18 protein-coding genes and 1 pseudogene are annotated in these 20,317 nt (G+C 71.5%); 11 read left to right on the top strand and 8 right to left on the bottom strand.

Annotated elements, in window-relative coordinates; genetic code table 11:
- Together HNR57_RS14435 and HNR57_RS14430 are read left to right on the top strand one after the other, a co-directional pair.
- Complete coding sequence (locus HNR57_RS14435; protein ID WP_184560310.1) at window positions 1-465, top strand: hypothetical protein; 465 nt, start codon at window positions 1-3, stop codon at window positions 463-465.
- The gene (locus HNR57_RS14430) at window positions 462-872 is read left to right on the top strand and encodes a hypothetical protein (protein WP_184560308.1); all 411 of its coding nucleotides are present in this window, start codon (window positions 462-464) and stop codon (window positions 870-872) included. The genes HNR57_RS14435 and HNR57_RS14430 overlap by 4 nt, the downstream gene beginning before the upstream one ends.
- Window positions 873-912: 40 nt before the next feature.
- Here HNR57_RS14430 and HNR57_RS14425 read toward each other — a convergent pair whose 3' ends face one another.
- The 4 genes and pseudogenes from HNR57_RS14425 to HNR57_RS14415 all read right to left on the bottom strand — a co-directional run bounded on the left by HNR57_RS14425 (window position 913) and on the right by HNR57_RS14415 (window position 4,449).
- Window positions 913-3,144, bottom strand: coding sequence for a HelD family protein (locus HNR57_RS14425; RefSeq protein ID WP_221342389.1), 2,232 nt, complete (start codon window positions 3,142-3,144; stop codon window positions 913-915).
- A gap of 172 nt (window positions 3,145-3,316) precedes the next feature.
- A complete protein-coding gene (locus HNR57_RS14420) occupies window positions 3,317-3,631 on the bottom strand; it encodes a thioredoxin family protein (RefSeq protein WP_184560433.1) in 315 nt (104 codons plus the stop codon).
- A 23-nt stretch (window positions 3,632-3,654) separates the two neighbouring features.
- A pseudogene (locus HNR57_RS39525) lies at window positions 3,655-3,910 on the bottom strand (MerR family transcriptional regulator).
- 29 nt (window positions 3,911-3,939) lie between these two features.
- Complete coding sequence (locus tag HNR57_RS14415; RefSeq protein WP_221342387.1) at window positions 3,940-4,449, bottom strand: Lrp/AsnC family transcriptional regulator; 510 nt, start codon at window positions 4,447-4,449, stop codon at window positions 3,940-3,942.
- Window positions 4,450-4,494: 45 nt separating this feature from the next.
- Here HNR57_RS14415 and HNR57_RS14410 point away from each other — a divergent pair, with 45 nt between their 5' ends.
- Together HNR57_RS14410 and HNR57_RS14405 are read left to right on the top strand one after the other, a co-directional pair.
- Entirely contained in the window at window positions 4,495-5,406 is a 912-nt protein-coding gene (locus HNR57_RS14410) for an NAD-dependent epimerase/dehydratase family protein (protein ID WP_184560306.1), read from the top strand.
- A 1-nt stretch (window position 5,407) separates the two neighbouring features.
- Window positions 5,408-6,307 carry an aldo/keto reductase gene (locus tag HNR57_RS14405; RefSeq protein ID WP_184560305.1) on the top strand — a complete coding sequence of 300 codons (900 nt, stop codon included), beginning with the start codon at window positions 5,408-5,410 and terminating at the stop codon, window positions 6,305-6,307.
- Window positions 6,308-6,379: 72 nt separating this feature from the next.
- Here HNR57_RS14405 and HNR57_RS14400 read toward each other — a convergent pair whose 3' ends face one another.
- Complete coding sequence (locus HNR57_RS14400; RefSeq protein ID WP_184560303.1) at window positions 6,380-8,053, bottom strand: MFS transporter; 1,674 nt, start codon at window positions 8,051-8,053, stop codon at window positions 6,380-6,382.
- 109 nt (window positions 8,054-8,162) lie between these two features.
- On the opposite strand from HNR57_RS14400, the gene HNR57_RS14395 reads away from it, so the two are divergent.
- The gene (locus HNR57_RS14395; protein ID WP_184560301.1) at window positions 8,163-8,777 is read left to right on the top strand and encodes a TetR/AcrR family transcriptional regulator; all 615 of its coding nucleotides are present in this window, start codon (window positions 8,163-8,165) and stop codon (window positions 8,775-8,777) included.
- 79 nt (window positions 8,778-8,856) lie between these two features.
- Here the strand turns inward: HNR57_RS14395 and HNR57_RS14390 are convergent, their stop codons facing one another.
- Entirely contained in the window at window positions 8,857-10,248 is a 1,392-nt protein-coding gene (locus HNR57_RS14390) for a cation:dicarboxylate symporter family transporter (protein WP_184560300.1), read from the bottom strand.
- Window positions 10,249-10,428: 180 nt separating this feature from the next.
- Here HNR57_RS14390 and HNR57_RS14385 point away from each other — a divergent pair, with 180 nt between their 5' ends.
- The gene (locus HNR57_RS14385; RefSeq protein ID WP_184560297.1) at window positions 10,429-12,099 is read left to right on the top strand and encodes an ATP-binding protein; all 1,671 of its coding nucleotides are present in this window, start codon (window positions 10,429-10,431) and stop codon (window positions 12,097-12,099) included.
- On the top strand, window positions 12,096-12,785 hold the full coding sequence (locus HNR57_RS14380) for a response regulator (RefSeq protein ID WP_184560295.1): 690 nt from the start codon (window positions 12,096-12,098) through the stop codon (window positions 12,783-12,785). Before HNR57_RS14385 ends, HNR57_RS14380 begins: the two co-directional genes overlap by 4 nt.
- Window positions 12,786-12,792: 7 nt before the next feature.
- Here the strand turns inward: HNR57_RS14380 and HNR57_RS14375 are convergent, their stop codons facing one another.
- On the bottom strand, window positions 12,793-13,206 hold the full coding sequence (locus HNR57_RS14375) for a PPOX class F420-dependent oxidoreductase (protein ID WP_184560431.1): 414 nt from the start codon (window positions 13,204-13,206) through the stop codon (window positions 12,793-12,795).
- 209 nt (window positions 13,207-13,415) lie between these two features.
- Here HNR57_RS14375 and HNR57_RS14370 point away from each other — a divergent pair, with 209 nt between their 5' ends.
- Window positions 13,416-14,168 carry a helix-turn-helix domain-containing protein gene (locus tag HNR57_RS14370; protein ID WP_184560293.1) on the top strand — a complete coding sequence of 251 codons (753 nt, stop codon included), beginning with the start codon at window positions 13,416-13,418 and terminating at the stop codon, window positions 14,166-14,168.
- On the opposite strand, the gene HNR57_RS14365 is transcribed toward HNR57_RS14370, so the two are convergent.
- Window positions 14,165-15,190 carry an ATP-dependent 6-phosphofructokinase gene (locus tag HNR57_RS14365; protein ID WP_184560291.1) on the bottom strand — a complete coding sequence of 342 codons (1,026 nt, stop codon included), beginning with the start codon at window positions 15,188-15,190 and terminating at the stop codon, window positions 14,165-14,167. The two genes, HNR57_RS14370 and HNR57_RS14365, sit on opposite strands and share 4 nt — an antisense overlap.
- Before the next feature lie 221 nt (window positions 15,191-15,411).
- On the opposite strand from HNR57_RS14365, the gene pta reads away from it, so the two are divergent.
- From pta to pyk, 3 genes are all read left to right on the top strand, one after another.
- Window positions 15,412-17,514: a phosphate acetyltransferase gene (gene pta / locus HNR57_RS14360; RefSeq protein WP_184560289.1), complete on the top strand. Its 2,103-nt coding sequence runs from the start codon at window positions 15,412-15,414 to the stop codon at window positions 17,512-17,514.
- The gene (locus HNR57_RS14355; RefSeq protein WP_184560287.1) at window positions 17,511-18,725 is read left to right on the top strand and encodes an acetate kinase; all 1,215 of its coding nucleotides are present in this window, start codon (window positions 17,511-17,513) and stop codon (window positions 18,723-18,725) included. The genes pta and HNR57_RS14355 overlap by 4 nt, the downstream gene beginning before the upstream one ends.
- Before the next feature lie 74 nt (window positions 18,726-18,799).
- Window positions 18,800-20,227 (top strand): pyruvate kinase, encoded by a 1,428-nt coding sequence (gene pyk, locus HNR57_RS14350; protein ID WP_184560285.1) that lies wholly within the window; start codon window positions 18,800-18,802, stop codon window positions 20,225-20,227.
- The last annotated feature ends 90 nt before the right edge of the window (window positions 20,228-20,317 follow it).

Here is a 20,317-nt window from a genome sequence, read left to right as displayed (position 1 = left end):
ATGGGCTTCGGAGTCTCGATCGCCTGTGCCGTCGGTGCGCTCGTCGCGGGGGCGGGGGTCCTCGCGATGGCGCTTCCCGGGCGGCCCGAGCCGTGGCCGGTGCATCTGCTGCGCCGGGCCGCGGCGACGGCGGCGTGGGCGGCCGCGGCCGTGTACTCCCTGGGGTTCTTCACGGTGCTGCTGTCGGAGCAGGCGTTCGGCGACGGCGCGGACTCGATCCCGGCCCCGGCCTGCCGCGACGGCTTCGACGAGACCACACGGGAGGGGTTGTCCCATCACCGGTCCTCTTACCTGCCGCTGCGCTTCGACTGTGTCCGCGAGGACGGCTCCGTCTACTCCAGTGATGCGGCCTACGGGTGGATGAACGGGGCGAGCGCCTCCCTCGCCCTGTCCGCCGCCCTGTTCGCCATCGGCGCGGGCTACGCGACCGAACTGCGCGCCCGCAAGGCGGCCTCGACGGCATGACGCTGCTTCCCGTCTTCGCCGGGCTGGTGGCCGGATGGGTCGCGCTCCGTGGGCTGCTGGCGCATCCGCTGCTGCCGCTGTGGGTGAAGACGTCGGTCTTCTGGACGGTGCCCCTCACCGCGGTCATCTGGCTGTTCATCATGGCGGCGGACGATCCCGTCCTGTTCCCGGAGACCGCCCCCTGCCCCAGGGAGCCGTACCGGGAAGGCGTCATCGGGAGCGGGAAGGTGTGGGGAGTCTCCACCCCGTTCCCGCCGCGGGCCTACTGCGAGTGGGAGGACGGCACCGTCTACGAGCTGGCGCCCGGGGCGGAGTTCCTGTTCTGGGTGTTCTTCGCCCTGACGGCCGTAGCGCTCGCCGCCGGGCTGTGGCACGCGCTGCGGGATCCGCGGTCGCTCCTGCGGTAGGCGGCCCCGCACCCGGGCGGGTGGATGCGGGGCCGCTCCGTCATCCGAAGGCCTCCGCCAGGGCCTGCGGCAGCCTCCCGGTGTGCAGCACACCCAGCCGCTGGGTGGCCCGGGTCAGGGCCACGTACAGGTCGCTGGTGCCGTAGCGGCCGGGCTCGGCCACGAGGACGGAGTCGAACTCCAGGCCCTTGGCCTGGCGCGGGTCGAGCAGGACCACCGTCCGCGTGAGGTCGGGTTCCGCGCCCGCCGTGACGCCGTCCAGCCGGGCCGCGATGGAGCGGTGCAGGTCGCGCGGGGCGATCACCGCCAGCCGGCCCTCGGCGGGGGTGAGCTCCCCGACCGCCTTGGCCACGGCGCCCGGAAGGTCGTCGGTGGCGCGGGCCCAGGGGCGCACGCCCGTGGAGCGGACCGAGCTGGGCGGTTCGAACCCGGGCTGCTCGGCTCGGACCACGGCCGCCGCGACGTCCATGATCTCGGCCGGTGTGCGGTAGTTGACGCCCAGGCGGGTGTGCTCCCACCGGTCCTCGACGTACGGGGAGAGGATGCCCGACCAGGAGCCGACCCCGGCCGCCTCCGCCGTCTGGGCCGGGTCGCCGACCAGGGTCATCGAGCGGGTCGGGCTGCGCCGCATCAGCAGCCGCCACGCCATCGGCGACAGTTCCTGCGCCTCGTCGACGATGATGTGCCCGAACGCCCAGGTGCGGTCGGCGGCGGCGCGCTCGGCGGCGCTGCGGTGGTCGTCCTCCTCATGCCGCTCGGCGAACCGCTCGGCGTCGATGATGTCGTGCGCGGACAGCACCTCGGAGCCCTCGGGGTCGTCCTCCTCCTTGTCCTCGAACTCGTAGGTCCGGGACGCGTACGACACGTCCAGCACGCCCTGCGCGTAGGCGATCTGCCGCTGCCGCTCGCGCTCGGCGCGGTCGCGGGCGAGCCGGTCGTCGTCTCCGAGGAGTTCGGCGGCCTCGTCGAGCAGCGGCACGTCCGCGACCGTCCAGCGCCGGGTCACCGGACGGCGTACGGCGTCGGCGTCCTCGGCGGGCAGGAACTCCTCCGGCGCGGCGAGGAAGTCCGCGACGAGGCGCTGCGGGGTCAGCAGCGGCCACAACCGGTCGACGGCCGACCACACTTCGGGGTTCTCGGCGAGGTCGTCGCGGATCTGGGTGATGTCACTGGGGTCAAGCAGGCTGGACCCGTCGAAGGGGTCGGTGCCGATCCGCTCGGCGTACAGGTCGGTGAGGGCGTTGAGGATGTGGCCCTCGAAGTGCTCGCGGGCGGCGTTGTGCGGCAGCTTGGCGGCACGGGTGCGTTCGCGGGCGACGTTGACCAGGCCGTCGTCGAGCATGAGGACCTCACGGTCGTGCTCGATGGCGATCACCGGGTCGGGCAGCGCCTGCCGGCTGCGGACGACCTCGGCGAGCACGTCGGCCATGCCGGCCCGGCCCTTCACCGCGGCGGCCTCGGGCGTGTCGGTCGCGGTCGCCTTGACGCCCGGGAACAGCTCGCCGACGGTCGCGAGGAGCACACCCGTCTCGCCGAGGGAGGGCAGCACCTCGCCGATGTAGCCGAGGAACGCCGGATTGGGCCCGACGATCAGCACGGCCCGCTTGGCGAGCAGTTCCCGGTGCTCGTAGAGCAGGTAGGCGGCGCGGTGCAGGGCGACGGCCGTCTTGCCGGTGCCGGGGCCGCCCTCCACCACCATGACGCCGCGGTGCGGGGCGCGGATGATGCGGTCCTGGTCGGCCTGGATGGTCTGCACGATGTCGCCCATGCGGCCGGTGCGCGCCGAGTTGAGGGCGGCGAGCAGCACGGCGTCGCCCGTGGGGTCCTCGTGGCCGGTGCGGGTCTCGTCGCCGAGGTCGAGGATCTCGTCGTGCAGATGGGTGACCCGGCGGCCGTCGGTGGCGATGTGCCGACGGCGCCTGAGGCCCATCGGGGTGTGGCCGGTGGCCAGGTAGAAGGGGCGGGCGACATCGGCACGCCAGTCGATCAGGACGGGGGTGCGCTCGGCGTCGTCGGTGCGCAGGCCGATACGGCCGATGCGGTGGGTGACGCCCGAGGTGAGGTCGATCCGGCCGAAGCACAGGGAGCCGTCCACCGCGTTCAGCGCGGCGAGCAGCCCGGAGCGCTCGGCCACGAGGATGTCCCGCTCCAGTCTGGCCTGCATGGGGGTGTTGCCCTGCGCGAGCGTGTCCGTGACGGAGGTCTCGGCGTCGCCGCGCAGCGCGTCCACGCGCGCGTACAACCCGTCGATGAATTCCTGTTCCTGTCGCAATTCATCGTCCGGAAATTCGGTGTTTGACAATTCCGCTCCCGCCCGGATATACTGTGCTCACTGAACTTCGCCGTGACTTCAATCGACTTGAAGTCACGAACAAACAAATATACGCAAGGAAATCCCCCGAGCGCAATTGCTCGGGGGATTTCCTGTTGTACGGGCAGGTCGCCTACATCACGTCGGCCAGTTCCTCCAGCAGCTTCCGCTTGGCCCGCGCGCCGACCATCGCCTTCACGGGCTCGCCGCCGCGGAACACCATGAACGTCGGCATGGAGAGCACCTTGTAGGCGTTGGTCGTCGCCGGGTTGGCGTCGACGTCGAGCTGCACCACCTTCAGCCGGTCGCCCTCCTCGGCGGCGAGGGCCTTGAGCACCGGTCCCATCTGCCGGCAGGGCGGGCACCAGTCGGCGGTGAACTCCACCAGCACCGGGAGCTCCGCGCCGAGCACCTCCGCCTCGAAGTCCGCGTCCGTCGCATCTGCCACTCCGGTCAGTCCGGTCGCTCGGGTCACCGTGGGTTCCCTCCCAGCTCGCATGCGGGCTCCGGACCGCCCGGAACCTCCGCCTCGGCGGCCAGCTCGGCCCGCGCCAACTCGGCCCGCTCCAACTGCCGCGCCACGGTGTCCCGTACGCCGGTCAGCTGGCCGATGAGCGCGTCGAGTTCGTCCAGCTTGCGCCGGTAGACCGCGAGCGACGCGGGGCACGTAGTACCGCAGCGTCCGCGTCGTGGTCCCGGCCCGTGCGGCCAGCTCGCCGATTCGCATGCGCTCGAACGTAATCCTTGACCCCGGCGTCAAGGCAACAGCGGTTTCCGCTCCACGGGCGAGGTCAGCACGATCGACGTCGTGGTGCGGCCCAGCGCGGAGACCGCCTCCAGGACGTCCTCCAGGTGGACGGTGTCCCGGACGGCGACCTTGAGGATCCAGCAGTCCTCCCCGACCACGTGGTGCACCTCGGTGATCTCGGGACGCCCGATCAGTTCCAGGGTCCTGGGATGCTTCAGGTTGTAACCACCGTGCGGATTGACGCGGATGAACGCCTGGATGCCGTAGCCGAGCCGGGCCGGCACGACGTGGGCGCCGTAGCCGCTGATCACGCCCGCCGCCTCCAGCCGCCGCACCCGCTCGGTGACGGCCGCGGGGCTGAGCCGGACCCGTCGGCCCAGCTCGCTGAGCTTGATCCGGCCGTCGGTCTGGAGCAGCTGGAGGATCTGCCGGTCCAGCGCGTCGAAGGCCACCGATGTTTCGTCGGCGGCGGTCCGCAGATGCCGTGGTTCTTTCGGTGCCGCGGCCTGAACTCCCATGGTTCCCCCTTCAGAGCGTGGATGTACGCCGGGAGAATTATGGCCATGGAAAAGGCTCTGAACGTCCTGGTCATCGGCGGCAATCGATACGTCGGAAAGCGTCTCATCGCCCGGCTGCTCGCCGAAGGCCACCGTGTCACCGTACTGAACCGGGGTTCCTCCCCGCCGCCCGCCGGGGTGGAGCACCTGCGCGCCGACCGGGACGACGAACGGTCACTGACCGACGCGCTCGGCTCCCGCGTCTTCGACGTCGTCGTCGACCAGGTCTGCTACACCCCGCGCCAGGCCGCGATCGCCCGCCGCGTCTTCACCGGACGCACCCGGCGCTATGTGATGACCTCCACGGTCGAGGTGTACGAGTACGAGGACTCCGACGCCCTGGTGGGGGAAGAGGCCGTCGACCCGTCCACCGTCCCCGTCGACGCCGCGCTGCCCTGGGACGATCCCGCGTTCCTGGAGGCCCACTACGGGGAGGGCAAGCGGCAGGCGGAGGCGGTCCTCGCGGCCGGACCGGGGTTCGCCTCCACAGTGGTGCGTGTGGCCCATGTGCTGGGCGGGGACGACGACTTCACGGGCCGGCTGACCCACTACGCCGAGCGGATACGCACCGGCGAGCCGATCGCCGTGCCGACGGCGAACCGGCCGGCCACGTACGTCTACGTCGAGGAGATCGCCCGCTTCCTGGCCTGGGCGGCGGGCGAGGACTTCACCGGGCCGGTGAACGCCGCCTCCTCCGGGGCGCTGAGCACCGAGGAGCTGTGTGAGGCGGTCGCCGCTCATGTCCCGGGCGGCCGGGCCGAGTTCCGGCCCGTGGAGGTCGGCGAGGTCTCGCCGTTCTCCTTCCGCCACTTCTACGGCATGGACAACGCCCGGGCCGCCCGGCTGGGCTTCACCTTCAGCGAGGCCCGGCAGTGGCTGCCGCGTGCCGTCGCCGAGACGCTCGGGAAGGGCGACTGACGTGCGCTACCGAACTCTTGGCGGACTGCGGGTGAGTGCGGTCGGGCTGGGCGCGATGCCGTTGTCCATCGAGGGCCGGCCGGACGAGGAGCGTGCCGTGGCCACCGTGCACGCCGCGCTCGACGCGGGCGTGACCCTCCTGGACACGGCCGACTCGTACCACCTGCCGGGCGCGGAGCCCGGGCACAACGAGCGTCTGGTGGCCCGTGCGCTGGCCGCCTACGGCGGTGACACCTCCGGCGTCCTGGTGGCGACGAAGGGCGGCCGCGGCCGCCCGGCGGGCGGCGACTGGACGGTGAACGGCCACCCCCGGCACCTCAGGGCCGCCGCCGAGGCGTCGCGCAAGCGGCTGGGCGTGGAGGCGATCGGCCTCTACCAGCTGCACAAGCCCGACCCCGCCGTGCCCTTCGAGGAGTCTGTCGGGGCGCTGCTCGAGCTGCTCGACGCGGGCACGATCCGGCTGGCCGGTGTGTCCAACGCGGACGCGAACCAGATCCGCCGGGCGCACCAGATCCTCGGCGACCGGCTGGTGTCGGTGCAGAACCGGTACTCCCCCGCCGTCCGGGACAGTGAGCCGGAGCTGCGGCTGTGCGAAGAACTGGGGCTGGCGTTCCTGCCGTGGAGCCCGCTGGGCGGGCTGGCCCGCAGTTCCCTGGACGGGCCTTCGCGCACGGAGGGGGAACGGCGCTTCGCCCCCTTCCACGCGGTGGCGGCGGAGCGCGGTGTCAGTCCCCAGCAGGTCGGGCTGGCCTGGCTGCTGGCCCGGTCCCCGGCGGTCGTCCCGATCCCGGGGGCGAGCCGGCCCCGGACGATCAGGGACTCGGCGGCCGCGGCGGACCTGCTGCTCACAGCGGAGGAACTGACCCGGCTGAACGAGACGGCGGAGCCGGTGCGCGCCTAGGGGGAACCCCGGAGCCGACGTGCGCGCGGCGCCTGCCGCACCTCGGCGGTGGCGCCACTCTCGCGACCGGTGTCAGCGGGACCCGGCGGACTCCAGTTCCCTGTCCTCCCCGGCGGGTTCGGCCACCGCCTTCGCCCTGCCCGGCAGCAGCAGTGCCACCACCACCGTGCCGACGCCCAGGATCACGGCGCCGATCAGGCTGGTGTGCGCGACCGCGTCGGAGAAGGCGGACCCCACCGCGTCGGCCATCTGCCGGGCACCGTCGCCGAGTTGCCCGGCCTGCGCGCGCAGTCGTTCCGCCTGCTGGAGGTCGCCGGTGTGGGCGGCCTGCTCGGTCAGCTGCCGGGCCTTGTCGCCGATCCCCCGGGCGACGGCGTACCCGGCGCCGACGGAGTCCTGGGCCGTGGACAGGGAGTCGGCGGGGAGCTTGCTGCCGGCCGTCGCGTCCGAGAGGTGGCCGGAGTAGGACGTCGCCAGCAGCGAGCCGAGTATGGCGATGCCCAGCGAGCCGCCGAGCTCCAGCGACGTGTCGTTCACCGCGCCGCCGACGCCCAGCTCCGACTCCGGGAACGCCCCCATGATCGCGTCCGTGCAGGGCGACAGGGCGAGCCCGATCGAGAGGCCGAGGACGACCAGGGGCGCGACGAAGTCGCCGTACGACGAACCGGAGCCGACCTGGGTGAGCAGCGCCAGGGCCGCCGTGCCGCCGACCATGCCGGCCGTGACGGTCCACTTCATGCCGACCCGGGGCGTGAGGAGACCGGTGAGGGCCGCCCCCACGAACACCGCGCCCGCCAGCGGCAGCATGCGCAGACCCGTGTCCAGGGCGTCGTAGCCGAGGACGAACTGGAGGTGCTGCGTCAGGTAGTAGAAGGCGCCGAAGACCGCCAGGAAGAACAGGGCGACGGCGAGGTTGGACCCGGCGAAGCCGCGGTCGGTGAAGCGGCGGACGTCGAGGAGCGGGCGCGGGTGGCGCAGCTCCCAGAGGACGAAGGCGGCGAGCCCGGCCCCGGCGACGACCGCCGCGGTGACGGCCTTGACGCCCCAGCCGAAGTGCGGCCCTTCGATGATCATGTAGACCAGCGCGGCGATCCACACCACCGAGAGCAGTCCACCGCCGTAGTCGATGCGCCCGCGGTCCGCGGCCTTGGACGGGGGCACGAGGACGAGGGCGCCGACGAGGCCCAGGAGCGCGACGGGGACGTTGATGAGGAACGTCGAGGACCAGCCGTGGTTCTCCAGCAGCGCCCCGGCGACCAGCGGTCCGGCCGCGATGGCGAGCCCGGCCGTGGCGGTCCACAGGGTGATGGCCTTGGCGCGTTCGGCGCGCGGGAAGGTCGCGGCGAGCAGGGACAGCGTGGCGGGCATGATCATCGCGGCGCCGGCGCCCATCACGGCCCGTGCGGCGATGACCGTCGTCGCGCTGTCGGCGAGGTAGCCGAAGACGGAGCCGCCCGCGAAGACGACCAGCCCGAGGACGAGCGCGCCCCGGCGGCTGTACTTGTCGCCTATCGCGCCGAGCAGCAGCATCAGCGCGGCGTAGGGAACGGTGTAGCCGTCGATCACCCACTGCAGGTCGGCGCTGGTCAGACCGAGGTCCTCGGTCATGGCGGGCGCGGCGACGGTGAGGGCGGTGTTGGCCATCACGATGATCAGCAGGCTGAGGCAGAGCACGAGGAGCGCCCACCAGCGGCGTGCGTAGGGGCGGTCCATCCTCTCGGCCGGTTCGTTCATGACGAGTCGCATCGCAGGGGTAGCCTTCCTCGCTGATTTGCACATGGGTGTGCATTTACACAACGCTGTGCAATCTACGCCGTTGCACAGCACTGTGCAACTCGATGAGGGAAGGGGCACAATGACGACCATGACCACGGGAACCAGCCGCGCCGACGCCAACCGCCGCCGCATCCTCGACGTCGCCCTCGCCGAGCTGCTGCGTGACCCCGACGCGTCCATGGACCAGATCGCCCGGGCCGCGGGCGTCGTACGGCGGACGGTGTACGGGCACTTCCCGAGCCGCGAGGCGCTGATCAGCACGCTCGTCGACGAGGCGGTTCAGGCCCTGTCGGCCGCGCACGCGGCGGGCCGTGCGGGCGTGCGGGATCCGGCGGAGGCGGTGGCGCGCTCGGTGCTGGCGGTGTGGGAGCTCGCCGACCGCTACCGGCTGCTGATCGCGCTCGCCCAGCGCACGGTCACCATGCAGGGCATCCGGGAACGCCTCGCCCCCGTCCGGGAGGCCGCCACCGGGGTGCTCCAAAACGGCCTCGACCAGGGCGTCTTCAGCTCACCGCTGCCCGCGCCGGCCCTGGCGTACGTACAGGAGCAGATGCTGGTCGCGCTGATGGAGGCGGTGAACGACGGGCTGGTGGCAGCGCGAGAGGCGGGCCGCTGCGCCGCGGTCACCATCCTGACCGCGGCGGGCGTGCCCGCCTCTGATGCCACCGAGCTGGTGGCGAAGCTGAACGACTGATCTTCTCTTACGGTTGGACCGGGCGGCTGAGCGACGGGGGGACACCCAGCCGCCCGGATTCTCGGGGGCGGCGCGGCTCTCAGGCCTTCGCCAGCTCCTTCTCGCCGCCCTGCTCGGGCACCTCGACGTGGTCGTCGGCCGGGCCGCCGTGGCCGTCGTCGAGCAGCGTCTTCTCGTCGAAGGGCAGCTGACCGGCGAGGACCTGGTTGACCCGCTCCTTGTCGATCTCCTTCGTCCAGGTGCCGATCAGCACGGTGGCCACGGCGTTGCCGGCGAAGTTGGTCAGGGCGCGGGCCTCGCTCATGAAGCGGTCGATGCCGACGATGAGGCCGATGCCGTCCACCAGGGCCGGCTTGTGCGACTGCAGACCACCGGCCAGGGTCGCGAGACCGGCGCCGGTGACACCGGCGGCGCCCTTGGAGGCGACCAGCAGGAAGAGGAGCAGCGGGATCTGCTCGCCGATGGACATCGGGGTGCCCAGGGCGTCGGCGATGAACAGCGAGGCCATGGTCATGTAGATCATGGTGCCGTCGAGGTTGAAGGAGTAGCCGGTCGGGACGGTGATGCCGACCACCGGCTTGCTGACGCCCAGGTGCTCCATCTTCGCGATGAGCCGCGGCAGCGCGGACTCGGAGGAGGAGGTGGACAGGATCAGCAGGAACTCACGGCCCAGGTACTTGAACAGCGTGAAGACGTTCAGGCCGGAGACGACGCGCAGCAGGATGCCGAGCACGATGAAGACGAAGAGGAAGCAGGTGACGTAGAAGCCGAGCATCAGCACGGCGAGGCTCTTGAGCGCGTCGAGGCCGGCGGAACCGGTGACGGCGGCGATGGCGCCGAAGGCACCGATCGGGGCGGCCCACATCACCATGGCGAGAATGCGGAAGACGAGCCGCTGGATGTGCTCGATGCCGCGCAGGATCGGCTGGCCGGCCGAGCCCATGCCCTGGAGCGCGAAGCCCGCGAGGAGGGCGATCAGCAGCGTCTGGAGAACCGACTCGTTGGTGAAGGCCGAGACGATCGTGGTCGGGATGATCCCGAGCAGGAACTCCGTGGTGTCCTTGGCCTCGGCGTCGACCTGCGCGTGACCGGCGTCCTTGACCGCGTCGGTCACCGCGAGCCCGGTGCCCGGCTCCAGGATGTTGCCGACGACCAGGCCGATGCCCAGCGCGACCAGCGACATCACCATGAAGTAGCTCAGGGCGATACCGCCGACGGCACCGACCTTGGCGGCCTTGCGCACCGAGCCGATGCCCAGCACGATCGTGCAGAAGATGATCGGCGAGATCATCATCTTGATCAGGGCCACGAAGCCGGTTCCGATGGGCTTCAGCCCGACCGCGAAGTCGGGTGCGGCCAGGCCCACCGCGATACCGGCGGCGACCGCGATGATCACCGCGATGTAGAGATAGTGCGTGCGGTCCCGCTTGGCCTTGGGTGCGGCAGGTGCCGTATCGGCTGCGCTGGTCACGGCGGCCCTCCTTGACGACGTCGTCGGCATCACCGGCGTGCGGCTCACGTCCGGGGGAAAAGGGAGCGGGGAGCTCCCGGAGATGCGTTATGGGGAATGCCGTGACTATGTCCTGCTCTGTGAGCGCGGTCACCCTTCCGTTCATTTAGTTCACAATCAGCCACGAGGCAGACTGACGGCATGCGTCTCTCCGTCCCCGGCCCCCGCAGTCTGGCGGGCCAGCTCTTCGCCATGCAGGCCGTCCTGATAGCGGTCGTCGTGGCCGGATACGCACTGTTCTCCTACGTGAGCGACCGCAGCCAGGCCGAGGAGGCCGCGACGCGCCAGGCCAGGGCGGTGGCGCGGTCCGTCGCGGATTCCCCGTCCGTGCTGGCGGCGACCCGCACCGCGGATCCGTCGGCGGAGCTCCAGCCGTACGCGCTGAAGGTGATGCGGGACACCGAGGTCGACTTCATCACGATCATGGATCCGCGGGGCATCCGCTGGACGCATCCCGACCCGGACCAGATCGGCCAGACCTTCCGGGGCCACACCGAGAAGGCGCTGCGCGGCCAGACGTTCACCGAGACCTACACGGGCACGCTGGGCCCGTCGGTCCGCGCGGTCACCCCGATCCAGGACGGCCCTCGGGTGGTCGGCCTGGTCAGCGCGGGCATCCGGGTCGAGGAGATCACCCAGCGGGTGCAGGGCCAGCTGACGGCTCTGCTGGGCGTCGCGGCCGGTGCGCTGGTGCTGGGCGCGGTCGGCACGTACGTCATCAACGCCCGGCTGCGCCGCCACACCCACGGCATGAACGCCGCTGAACTGAGCCGGATGCACGACTACCACCAGGCCGCCCTGCACGCCGTGCGCGAGGGACTGCTGATGCTGGACGGGCAGTACCGTGTGGCGCTGATCAACGACGGAGGGCGCGAATTGCTCGGCGTGGCCGGGGACGTGGTGGGCAGGTCGGTGGCGGAGCTGGGGCTGCCGGCCCCGCTGACGGGTGCCCTGCTGGCGTCGGAGCCGCGGGTGGACGAGGTGCATCTGACGGCGTCCCGGGTCCTGGTGATCAACACCTCGCCGGTGTCGGGCGGCGAGCGGCGCGGTACGGTCGTCACCCTGCGCGATGTCACCGAACTCCAGTCGTTGATGGGCGAGTTGGACTCCGAGCGGGGCTTCACACAGGCGCTGCGCTCACAGGCGCACGAGGCGGCGAACCGGCTGCACACGGTCGTCTCGCTGATCGAGCTGGGCCGGTCGGAGGAAGCGGTGGAGTTCGCGACGGCCGAACTGGAGCTGGCGCAGGCGCTGACGGACCAGGTCGTGGCGGCGGTGAGCGAGCCGGTGCTGGCGGCCCTGCTGCTGGGCAAGACGGCCCAGGCGAACGAGCGGGGCGTGGAGCTGATGGTCTCGGAGGACAGCAGCCTGGACGACGGCCTGCTGCCCGAGACGCTGCCGTCGCGGGATCTGGTGACCATCCTCGGCAACCTGATCGACAACGCCGTGGACGCGGCGCAGGGCAGCGTGGGGGCACGGGTGACGGTGGCGGCCTACACCCAGGGCTCCGACGATGCCCCGGAGCTGGTGCTGCGGGTCTCGGACACGGGCCCGGGCGTGGACCCGGAGCACGCCGAGGCCGTCTTCCAGCGCGGCTTCTCCACGAAGCCGGCGGGCCCGGGCGGCCGGGGCCTCGGACTGGCACTCGTACGGCAGACGAGCCAGCGGCACGGAGGCTCCCTGACCGTGGCGGAGGCCAACGGGGGCGGGGCGGAGTTCGAGGTCCGGCTGCCGTTGCGGGAGTCCGGGACGGCGGCCGAGGACGTGACCTTCCAGGTCACGGCGGCCAGAGGCGCTGGAGGCGACGCATGACGAGCAGCGAGAAGGCCATCCGCGTCCTGGTGGTGGAGGACGACCCGGTCGCCGCCGACGCCCACGTCCTGTACGTCGGCCGGGTGCCCGGCTTCGTGGCCGTGGGCAAGGCGCACACGGGTGCCGAGGCCCGCCGGGCCCTGGACCGCACGCCGGTGGACCTGCTCCTGCTCGATCTGCACCTGCCGGACGGGCACGGGCTGCACCTGGCCCGGTCGCTGCGGGCGGCCGGTCACCACGCGGACGTGATAGCGGTGACGTCGGCGCGCGATCTGGCCGTCGTCCGCGAGGGCGTCTCGCTCGGGGTCGTCCAGTACGTCCTGAAGCCTTTCACCTTCGCGACCCTGCGCGACCGCCTCGTGCGCTACGCCGAGTTCCACGCGGCGGTCGGCGAGGCGAGCGGCCAGGACGAGGTGGACCGGGCGCTCGCGGCCCTGCGCGCACCGGGCCCGGCCGCGCTGCCCAAGGGTCTGAGCGCGCCGACGCTGGAGCGGGTGACGATCGCCCTGCGGGACAGTGCGGAGGGCCTCACGGCCGCCGGAGTCGCGGAGAGCGTGGGCATCTCCCGCATCACGGCCCGCCGTTACCTGGAGCACCTGGTCGACGCCGGCCGCGCGGCGCGCCGCCCGCAGTACGGCACGGTGGGGCGCCCGGAGTTGCAGTACCGCTGGGTCACGGGCCAGTGACGGTCCATCAGCCACCGATCACGCCCGCCCGGAACGGCTCGACCCCGTCCAGCCGCCGCACCCGCGTCGGCTCGATCAGCAGCATCACCCGGCGCTCTCCCGGCAGCAGCCACGGGTAGCGGTCCTCGCCGAGGTACTTCCGCGCCAGGCGGTCCATCGACCGCTCCGCGGCCTCCCCCTCCACGAACCGCACGACCTTCCCGCGGATCTCGGCGCGGTCATAGGGGTTCGCGGGGTCGTGGTGCGACAGCGAAACGTACGGATTGCGCCGCAGATTCTCCTCCTTCACCCGCCCCATGGAGGTGTTGACCATGACGTACTCCCCTTCGATGTCCGCCCACATGGGCGACACCTGAGGCGCCCCGTCCGCCCCCACGGTCGCGAGATGCCAGAAGTTCGGCGCGAGAAGACGCTCGCGCATATGCCCGTTGAGCTTGCCGTTCACCTGAGTCGCCGCCTTTCCGGGCCCGCGATCACTGACCCGGCGCCATCCTCGCCCCGTTTCCGCGCCGACCGGAAGACGATCTTCAGCCCCGGTCGAACCCGCCGGTAGCCGTAGCTTCCTACAATCCGTGATCCTGGCCGAACAGACCGTAGTCAGCCCGCCCCCGCCGCCCTAGCTTGTGGGCCGTGCGCCGACCTTCAGCCCGCCCCAGCCACTCCCCTCCTTCTCCCCCCGCCCGGATCGCTCCCACGGCCCCGCCCTTCAACGCCCCCGCCGCCCGCCGGCTGCGCACGGCCCTCGGCATGGCACCCGAGCACGTCGCCCACGGCATGCGCGTCTCGTACGGGCATCCCCACATCACCCCGGACCACGTGATGGCCTGGGAACGCGGGGCCGCCGCCCCGAGCAACTCCGAACTCACCGCGCTCGCGGGCGTGCTGTGGTGCTCGCCCGCCGAACTCATCGGCAGACCGCGCACCCTCCGCGAACACCGCATCGCCCGTTGCCTCGCCCCGGAGGACGTGGCCCGGGCCGTGGGGCACGACGTGCAGGCGTACCTGCGCATGGAGGAGACCGACACCTGGCGCGGCACGGACCGCCAGTCCGCCGCCCTCGCCGATCTGCTCGGGCTCGGCCTGCCCGACTTCGTCACCGTCACGGGCCGGGACACCAAGCTGGGCGACCTGCTGCGCAGCGCCGCCACCACACGCTGGCAGGCCTACGTCCGCCCGGTGGGCAGACTCGTGCCCCTGGACCGGCGGTTCCTGGAGGAGGCTCTGCAGGGACTGCACGAGGACTACCAGGGGCACATGGCCGCGACCCTGAGCTGGGGCGGCGGGAGCGGTGACGCGGGCGGTGCCGGCCAGGACTTCCTCGACCGGATCGTGGAGCACTTCTGGACGAAGCTCCAGGACGACACCGGCCCGGAGTCCGGCTAGAAGACCGACTCGGCCTCGTCCATCCGGTCCTTGGGTACCGTCTTCAGCTCGGTCACGGCCTCCGCGAGCGGGACCATCACGATGTCCGTCCCGCGCAGGGCGGTCATCCGGCCGAACCGGCCCTGGTGCGCCGCCTCCACCGCGTGCCAGCCGAACCGCGTGGCGAGCACCCGGTCGTAGGCGGTCGGCACGCCGCCGCGCTGGACGTGGCCGAGGATGACCGGCTTGGCCTCCTTGCCGAGGCGCCGCTCCAGCTCGTGGGCGAGGGCGGTGCCGATGCCCTGGAAGCGCTCGTGGCCGAATTTGTCTATGGCGCCCTTGCCGTAGTCCATGGAGCCTTCGGCGGGGTGGGCGCCCTCGGCGACGCAGACCACCGCGAACTTCTTGCCGCGCGAGAACCGCTCCTCGACCATCTTCACGAGGTCGGCGGGGTCGAAGGCCCGCTCCGGCAGGCAGATGCCGTGCGCACCGGCCGCCATGCCGGACTCCAGGGCGATCCAGCCGGCGTGCCGGCCCATGACCTCCACCACCATCACCCGCTGGTGGGACTCGGCGGTGGTCTTCAGCCGGTCCATCGCCTCGGTGGCGACGCCCACCGCGGTGTCGAAGCCGAAGGTGCGGTCGGTGGAGGAGATGTCGTTGTCGATCGTCTTCGGGACACCCACGACGGGCAGGCCCGCGTCGCTCAGCATGCGCGCGGCCGTCAGCGTGCCCTCGCCGCCGATCGGGATCAGCGCGTCGATGCCGAACTGGTGGATCATGTCGGAGGCGTTCTCGCAGGCCTCGCGGAGCCGGTCGCGCTCCAGACGGGACGACCCGAGGATGGTGCCGCCGCGGGCGAGGATGCCGCTGACGGACTCCAGGTCGAGGTTGCGGTAGCGGCCGTCGAGCAGGCCCGCGTAGCCGTCCTCGAAGCCGATGACCTCGTCGCCGTAGTTGTCGACCGCCCGGTGCACGACCGACCGGATCACGGCGTTCAGGCCGGGGCAGTCGCCGCCTGCGGTGAGAACTCCGATACGCATCGTGCTGTGTCTCCTGCTCGCTGTTGACACCGGTGAGCCACTGCCGATTGTTTCACGCCCCACAGCCCGGTGGGGCACCCGGCTCTGATGGGCGCCTTATATACCGGCAGAGGTATTGTCAAGAGGGTTCTGCTCACCTCGGTGGGCGATTTTTGTGCCCCTGGCTGGACAGCAGTGGGGCGAGAGGCGTACCCCCATCCGAGACGAAACGGAGAGCGCGCGTGACCCGCAGCGTGTACGTGACCGGCATCGACCGCGGCGACGGACGCCAGGTCGTCGAACTGGGGGTCATGGAGCTCCTCACCCGGCAGGTCGACCGGGTGGGCGTGTTCCGCCCCCTGGTCCACGACGGGCCCGACCGCCTCTTCGAGCTGCTGCGCGCCCGCTACCGGCTCACCCAGGACCCGGTGACCGTCTACGGCATGGACTACCACGAGGCGTCCGCCCTCCAGGCCGAGGCCGGAACCGACGAGCTGGTGTCCACCCTCGTCGACCGCTTCCACCGGGTCGCCCGGGACTACGACGTCGTCCTGGTCCTCGGCACCGACTACGCCGGCACCCAGCTCCCGGACGAGCTGTCGCTCAACGCACGGCTGGCCAACGAGTTCGGCGCGTCCGTGATCCCGGTCGTCGGGGGCCGCAAGCAGACCGTCGAGTCCGTGCTCGCCGAGACGCGCAACGCCTACCGCGCCTACGACACCCTGGGCTGCGACGTCCTCGCCATGGTCGCCAACCGGGTGGCCCGCGAGGACCGCGACGAGATCGCCGGCCAGCTCGACTCCAGACTGCCCGTGCCCTGCTACGTCCTGCCCGACGAGCCCGCGCTGTCCGCGCCGACCGTCTCGCAGATCGGCCATACCCTCGGCGCGAAGGTGGTGCTCGGCGACGACTCGGGGCTCGCCCGGGACGTGCTCGGCTTCGTCTTCGGCGGCGCGATGCTGCCGAACTTCCTGGGCGCCCTGACCCCGGGCTGCCTCGTCGTCACCCCGGGCGACCGCGCCGACCTGGTCGTCGGCTCCCTCGCCGCGCACAGCGCCGGCACCCCACCGATAGCGGGCGTGCTGCTCACCCTGGACGAGGTGCCCGGCGACCACATCCTGACCCTCGCCGACCGCCTCGCCCCCGGCACCCCGGTGCTGTCGGTGGCGGGCACCAGCTTCCCCACCGCCGAGCAGCTGTTCTCCCTGGAGGGCAAGCTGAACGCGGCCACCCCGCGCAAGGCCGAGCGGGCCCTCGGCCTGTTCGAGCGGTACGCCGACACCGCCGACCTGGCCCGCCGGGTCTCCGCGCCGAGCAGCGACCGCGTCACCCCGATGATGTTCGAGCACAAGCTGCTGGAGCAGGCCCGCTCCGACCTGCGCCGGGTCGTCCTGCCCGAGGGCACCGAGGAGCGCGTGCTGCACGCCGCCGAGGTGCTGCTGCGCCGGGGCGTGTGCGACCTCACCCTGCTCGGCCCGGTCGACCAGATCCGCAAGAAGGCCGCCGACCTCGGCGTCGACCTCGGCGAGTCCCGGCTGATCGACCCGGCGACCTCCGAGCTGCGTGACGCCTTCGCCGAGCAGTACGCGGCCCTGCGCGCGCACCGGGGCGTCACCGTGGAGCTGGCGTACGACGTCGTCTCGGACGTGAACTACTTCGGCACGCTGATGGTCCAGGAGGGTCTCGCCGACGGCATGGTGTCGGGCTCGGTGCACTCCACGGCCGCGACCATCCGCCCGGCGTTCGAGATCATCAAGACCAAGCCGGACGCGGACATCGTCTCGTCGGTGTTCTTCATGTGCCTGGCCGACAAGGTCCTGGTCTACGGCGACTGCGCGGTCAACCCGGACCCGGACGCCGAGCAGCTCGCCGACATCGCCATCCAGTCGGCGACCACGGCCGAGCAGTTCGGCGTGGAGCCGCGGATCGCGATGCTGTCGTACTCCACCGGCACCTCCGGCTCGGGCGCCGACGTCGACAAGGTCCGCGAGGCCACCGAGCTGGTCCGCGCGCGCCGGCCCGACCTGAAGATCGAGGGCCCGATCCAGTACGACGCCGCCGTGGAGCCGTCGGTCGCGGCGACCAAGCTGCCCGGTTCCGAGGTCGCCGGGCAGGCGAGCGTGCTGATCTTCCCCGACCTGAACACCGGCAACAACACCTACAAGGCCGTGCAGCGCTCGGCCGGCGCGATCGCCGTCGGCCCCGTGCTGCAGGGCCTGCGCAAGCCGGTCAACGACCTGTCCCGGGGCGCCCTGGTCCAGGACATCGTCAACACCGTCGCCATCACGGCGATCCAGGCCCAGACCCCCGCCCCGTCCCCGAGCGAGAAGGCGACCGCCCAGTGAGCCCCACCCGTGTCCTCGTCCTCAACTCCGGCTCCTCGTCGGTGAAGTACCAGCTGCTCGACATGCGCGACAGCAGCCGGCTGGCGGTGGGCCTGGTCGAGCGCATCGGCGAGCAGACGTCCCGCCTGAAGCACACCCCGGCGGGTGGCGAGAGCCGGGAGCGCGGCGGTGCGATCGCCGACCACGACGCCGCCCTGAAGGCCGTCGCCGAGGAGCTCGCCAAGGACGGCCTCGGCCTGGACTCGCCCGAACTGGCCGCGATCGGGCACCGGGTGGTGCACGGCGGCAAGACCTTCACCGAGCCGACCGTGATCGACGACGCGGTGCTCGCCGAGATCGAGCGGCTCATCCCGGTGGCGCCGCTGCACAACCCGGCGAACCTCACCGGGATCCGCACGGCGCAGGTGCTGCGTCCCGACCTGCCGCAGGTCGCCGTGTTCGACACCGCGTTCCACACGACCATGCCGGAGTCGGCCGCCCGCTACGCGATCGACGTGCAGACCGCCGATGAGCACCGCGTGCGGCGCTACGGCTTCCACGGCACCTCGCACGCCTACGTCTCCCGGGCCACGGCGGAGCTGCTGGGCAAGGACCCCGCCGAGACGAACGTGATCGTGCTGCACCTGGGCAACGGGGCGTCCGCCTCGGCCGTGCGGGGCGGCCGCTGTGTGGACACCTCCATGGGACTGACGCCTTTGGAGGGGCTCGTGATGGGTACGCGCTCCGGAGACATGGACCCGGCCGTCATCTTCCATTTGATGCGTGTTGGTGGAATGTCCGCCGACGAGATCGACACTCTTCTCAACAAGAAGAGCGGTCTGATCGGTCTGTGCGGTGACAACGACATGAGGGAGATCCGCCGCCGCGTCGACGAGGGCGACGAGCAGGCGGAGCTGGCGTTCGACATCTACATTCACCGGCTGAAGAAGTACATCGGCGCCTATTACGCCGTGCTCGGGCGGGTGGACGCGGTCGCCTTCACCGCCGGTGTGGGCGAGAACGCGGCTCCCGTGCGGGCGGCCGCCCTGGCGGGCCTGGAGGAGCTGGGCCTGGCGGTGGACGGCGAGCGCAACGCCGTGCGCGGCGACGAGGCCCGGCTGATCTCGCCCGAGGGCGCCCGGGTCGCGGTGGCGGTGGTGCCTACTGACGAGGAATTGGAGATCGCGACACAGACCTACGCGCTGGTAATTGGTTCGGGGAATCACACCTGAGCGGCATGCCGCCCTTTTGTATTTTCCGCCAGACGGAATATTCCGTTGCGAAACAAACCGATAGGATCGCCCCCATGCGCCGTTCGAAAATCGTCTGTACTCTCGGCCCCGCGGTCGACTCCCACGATCAGCTTGTCGCGTTGATCGAAGCCGGCATGAACGTGGCCCGCTTCAACTTCAGCCACGGCTCGCACGCCGAGCACCAGGGCCGGTACGACCGCGTCCGCGCCGCCGCCAAGGAGACCGGCCGGGCCATCGGTGTCCTCGCCGACCTCCAGGGCCCGAAGATCCGTCTGGAGACCTTCGCCGAGGGTCCCGTGGAGCTGGTGCGCGGTGACGAGTTCACCATCACCACCGAGGACGTCCCGGGCGACAAGACGATCTGCGGGACGACCTACAAGGGCCTGCCCGGCGACGTCACCAAGGGCGACCAGGTCCTCATCAACGACGGCAACGTCGAGCTGAAGGTCACCGCGGTCGAGGGCCACCGGGTGAAGACGATCGTCATCGAGGGCGGCGTCATCTCCGACCACAAGGGCATCAACCTGCCCGGCGCGGCCGTCAACGTGCCCGCCCTGTCCGAGAAGGACGTCGAGGACCTCCGCTTCGCCCTCCGGATGGGCTGCGACCTGGTCGCGCTGTCCTTCGTCCGCGACGCCAAGGACGTCCAGGACGTGCACCGCATCATGGACGAGGAGGGCCGCCGCGTCCCGGTCATCGCCAAGGTGGAGAAGCCGCAGGCGGTGCAGAACATGGAGGACGTCGTGATGGCGTTCGACGGTGTGATGGTCGCCCGCGGTGACCTGGCCGTCGAGTACCCGCTCGAGAAGGTCCCCATGGTGCAGAAGCGCCTGATCGAGCTGTGCCGGCGCAACGCCAAGCCGGTGATCGTGGCGACCCAGATGATGGAGTCGATGATCACCAACTCCCGTCCGACCCGCGCCGAGGCCTCCGACGTGGCCAACGCGATCCTGGACGGCGCCGACGCGGTCATGCTGTCCGCCGAGTCGAGCGTGGGCGCGTACCCGATCGAGACCGTGAAGACGATGTCGAAGATCGTCGCCGCCGCCGAGCAGGAGCTGATGTCCAAGGGCCTGCAGCCGCTCGTGCCGGGCAAGAAGCCCCGCACGCAGGGCGGTTCGGTGGCCCGGGCGGCGTGCGAGATCGCCGACTTCCTCGGCGGCCGGGGCCTGGTGGCGTTCACGCAGTCCGGCGACACCGCCCGCCGTCTGTCGCGCTACCGCGCGGTCCAGCCGATCATCGCCTTCACCACCGACGAGGGCACCCGCAACCAGATGGCGCTGAGCTGGGGCGTGGAGCCCCACGTGGTGCCGTTCGTGAACAGCACCGACGAGATGGTCGACCTGGTCGAGCAGGAGCTGGTGAAGCTGAACCGCTTCAACGAGGGCGACATCGTGGTCATCACGGCCGGCTCGCCCCCCGGCGTGCCCGGCACCACCAACATGGTGCGGGTCCACCACCTGGGCGAGGCCAAGGGCTGATCCGCGAAGGGCCGTGAAGGCCCGTACACGCCACCGAGGGCGCCCCCTGGGATCCAGGGGGCGCCCTCGGCGTGTGCGGCTCCCGAACGG

Source organism: Streptomyces paradoxus, from assembly GCF_014202475.1.
GTDB lineage: Bacteria > Actinomycetota > Actinomycetes > Streptomycetales > Streptomycetaceae > Streptomyces > Streptomyces paradoxus.
Note: the sequence above shows the minus strand (reverse complement) of the source record. Positions and strands in the feature narration are given on the sequence as shown.

Coding starts and splice junctions, on each gene's coding strand:
- HNR57_RS14415 (WP_221342387.1), bottom strand. CDS start 4,449: ATGGGAGTTCAGGCCGCGGCACCGAAAGAACCACGGCATCTGCGGACC.
- pyk (WP_184560285.1), top strand. CDS start 18,800: ATGCGCCGTTCGAAAATCGTCTGTACTCTCGGCCCCGCGGTCGACTCC.
- HNR57_RS14365 (WP_184560291.1), bottom strand. CDS start 15,190: ATGCGTATCGGAGTTCTCACCGCAGGCGGCGACTGCCCCGGCCTGAAC.
- HNR57_RS14430 (WP_184560308.1), top strand. CDS start 462: ATGACGCTGCTTCCCGTCTTCGCCGGGCTGGTGGCCGGATGGGTCGCG.
- HNR57_RS14380 (WP_184560295.1), top strand. CDS start 12,096: ATGACGAGCAGCGAGAAGGCCATCCGCGTCCTGGTGGTGGAGGACGAC.
- HNR57_RS14435 (WP_184560310.1), top strand. CDS start 1: ATGGGCTTCGGAGTCTCGATCGCCTGTGCCGTCGGTGCGCTCGTCGCG.
- HNR57_RS14385 (WP_184560297.1), top strand. CDS start 10,429: ATGCGTCTCTCCGTCCCCGGCCCCCGCAGTCTGGCGGGCCAGCTCTTC.
- HNR57_RS14410 (WP_184560306.1), top strand. CDS start 4,495: ATGGAAAAGGCTCTGAACGTCCTGGTCATCGGCGGCAATCGATACGTC.
- HNR57_RS14375 (WP_184560431.1), bottom strand. CDS start 13,206: ATGCGCGAGCGTCTTCTCGCGCCGAACTTCTGGCATCTCGCGACCGTG.
- HNR57_RS14400 (WP_184560303.1), bottom strand. CDS start 8,053: ATGCGACTCGTCATGAACGAACCGGCCGAGAGGATGGACCGCCCCTAC.
- HNR57_RS14395 (WP_184560301.1), top strand. CDS start 8,163: ATGACGACCATGACCACGGGAACCAGCCGCGCCGACGCCAACCGCCGC.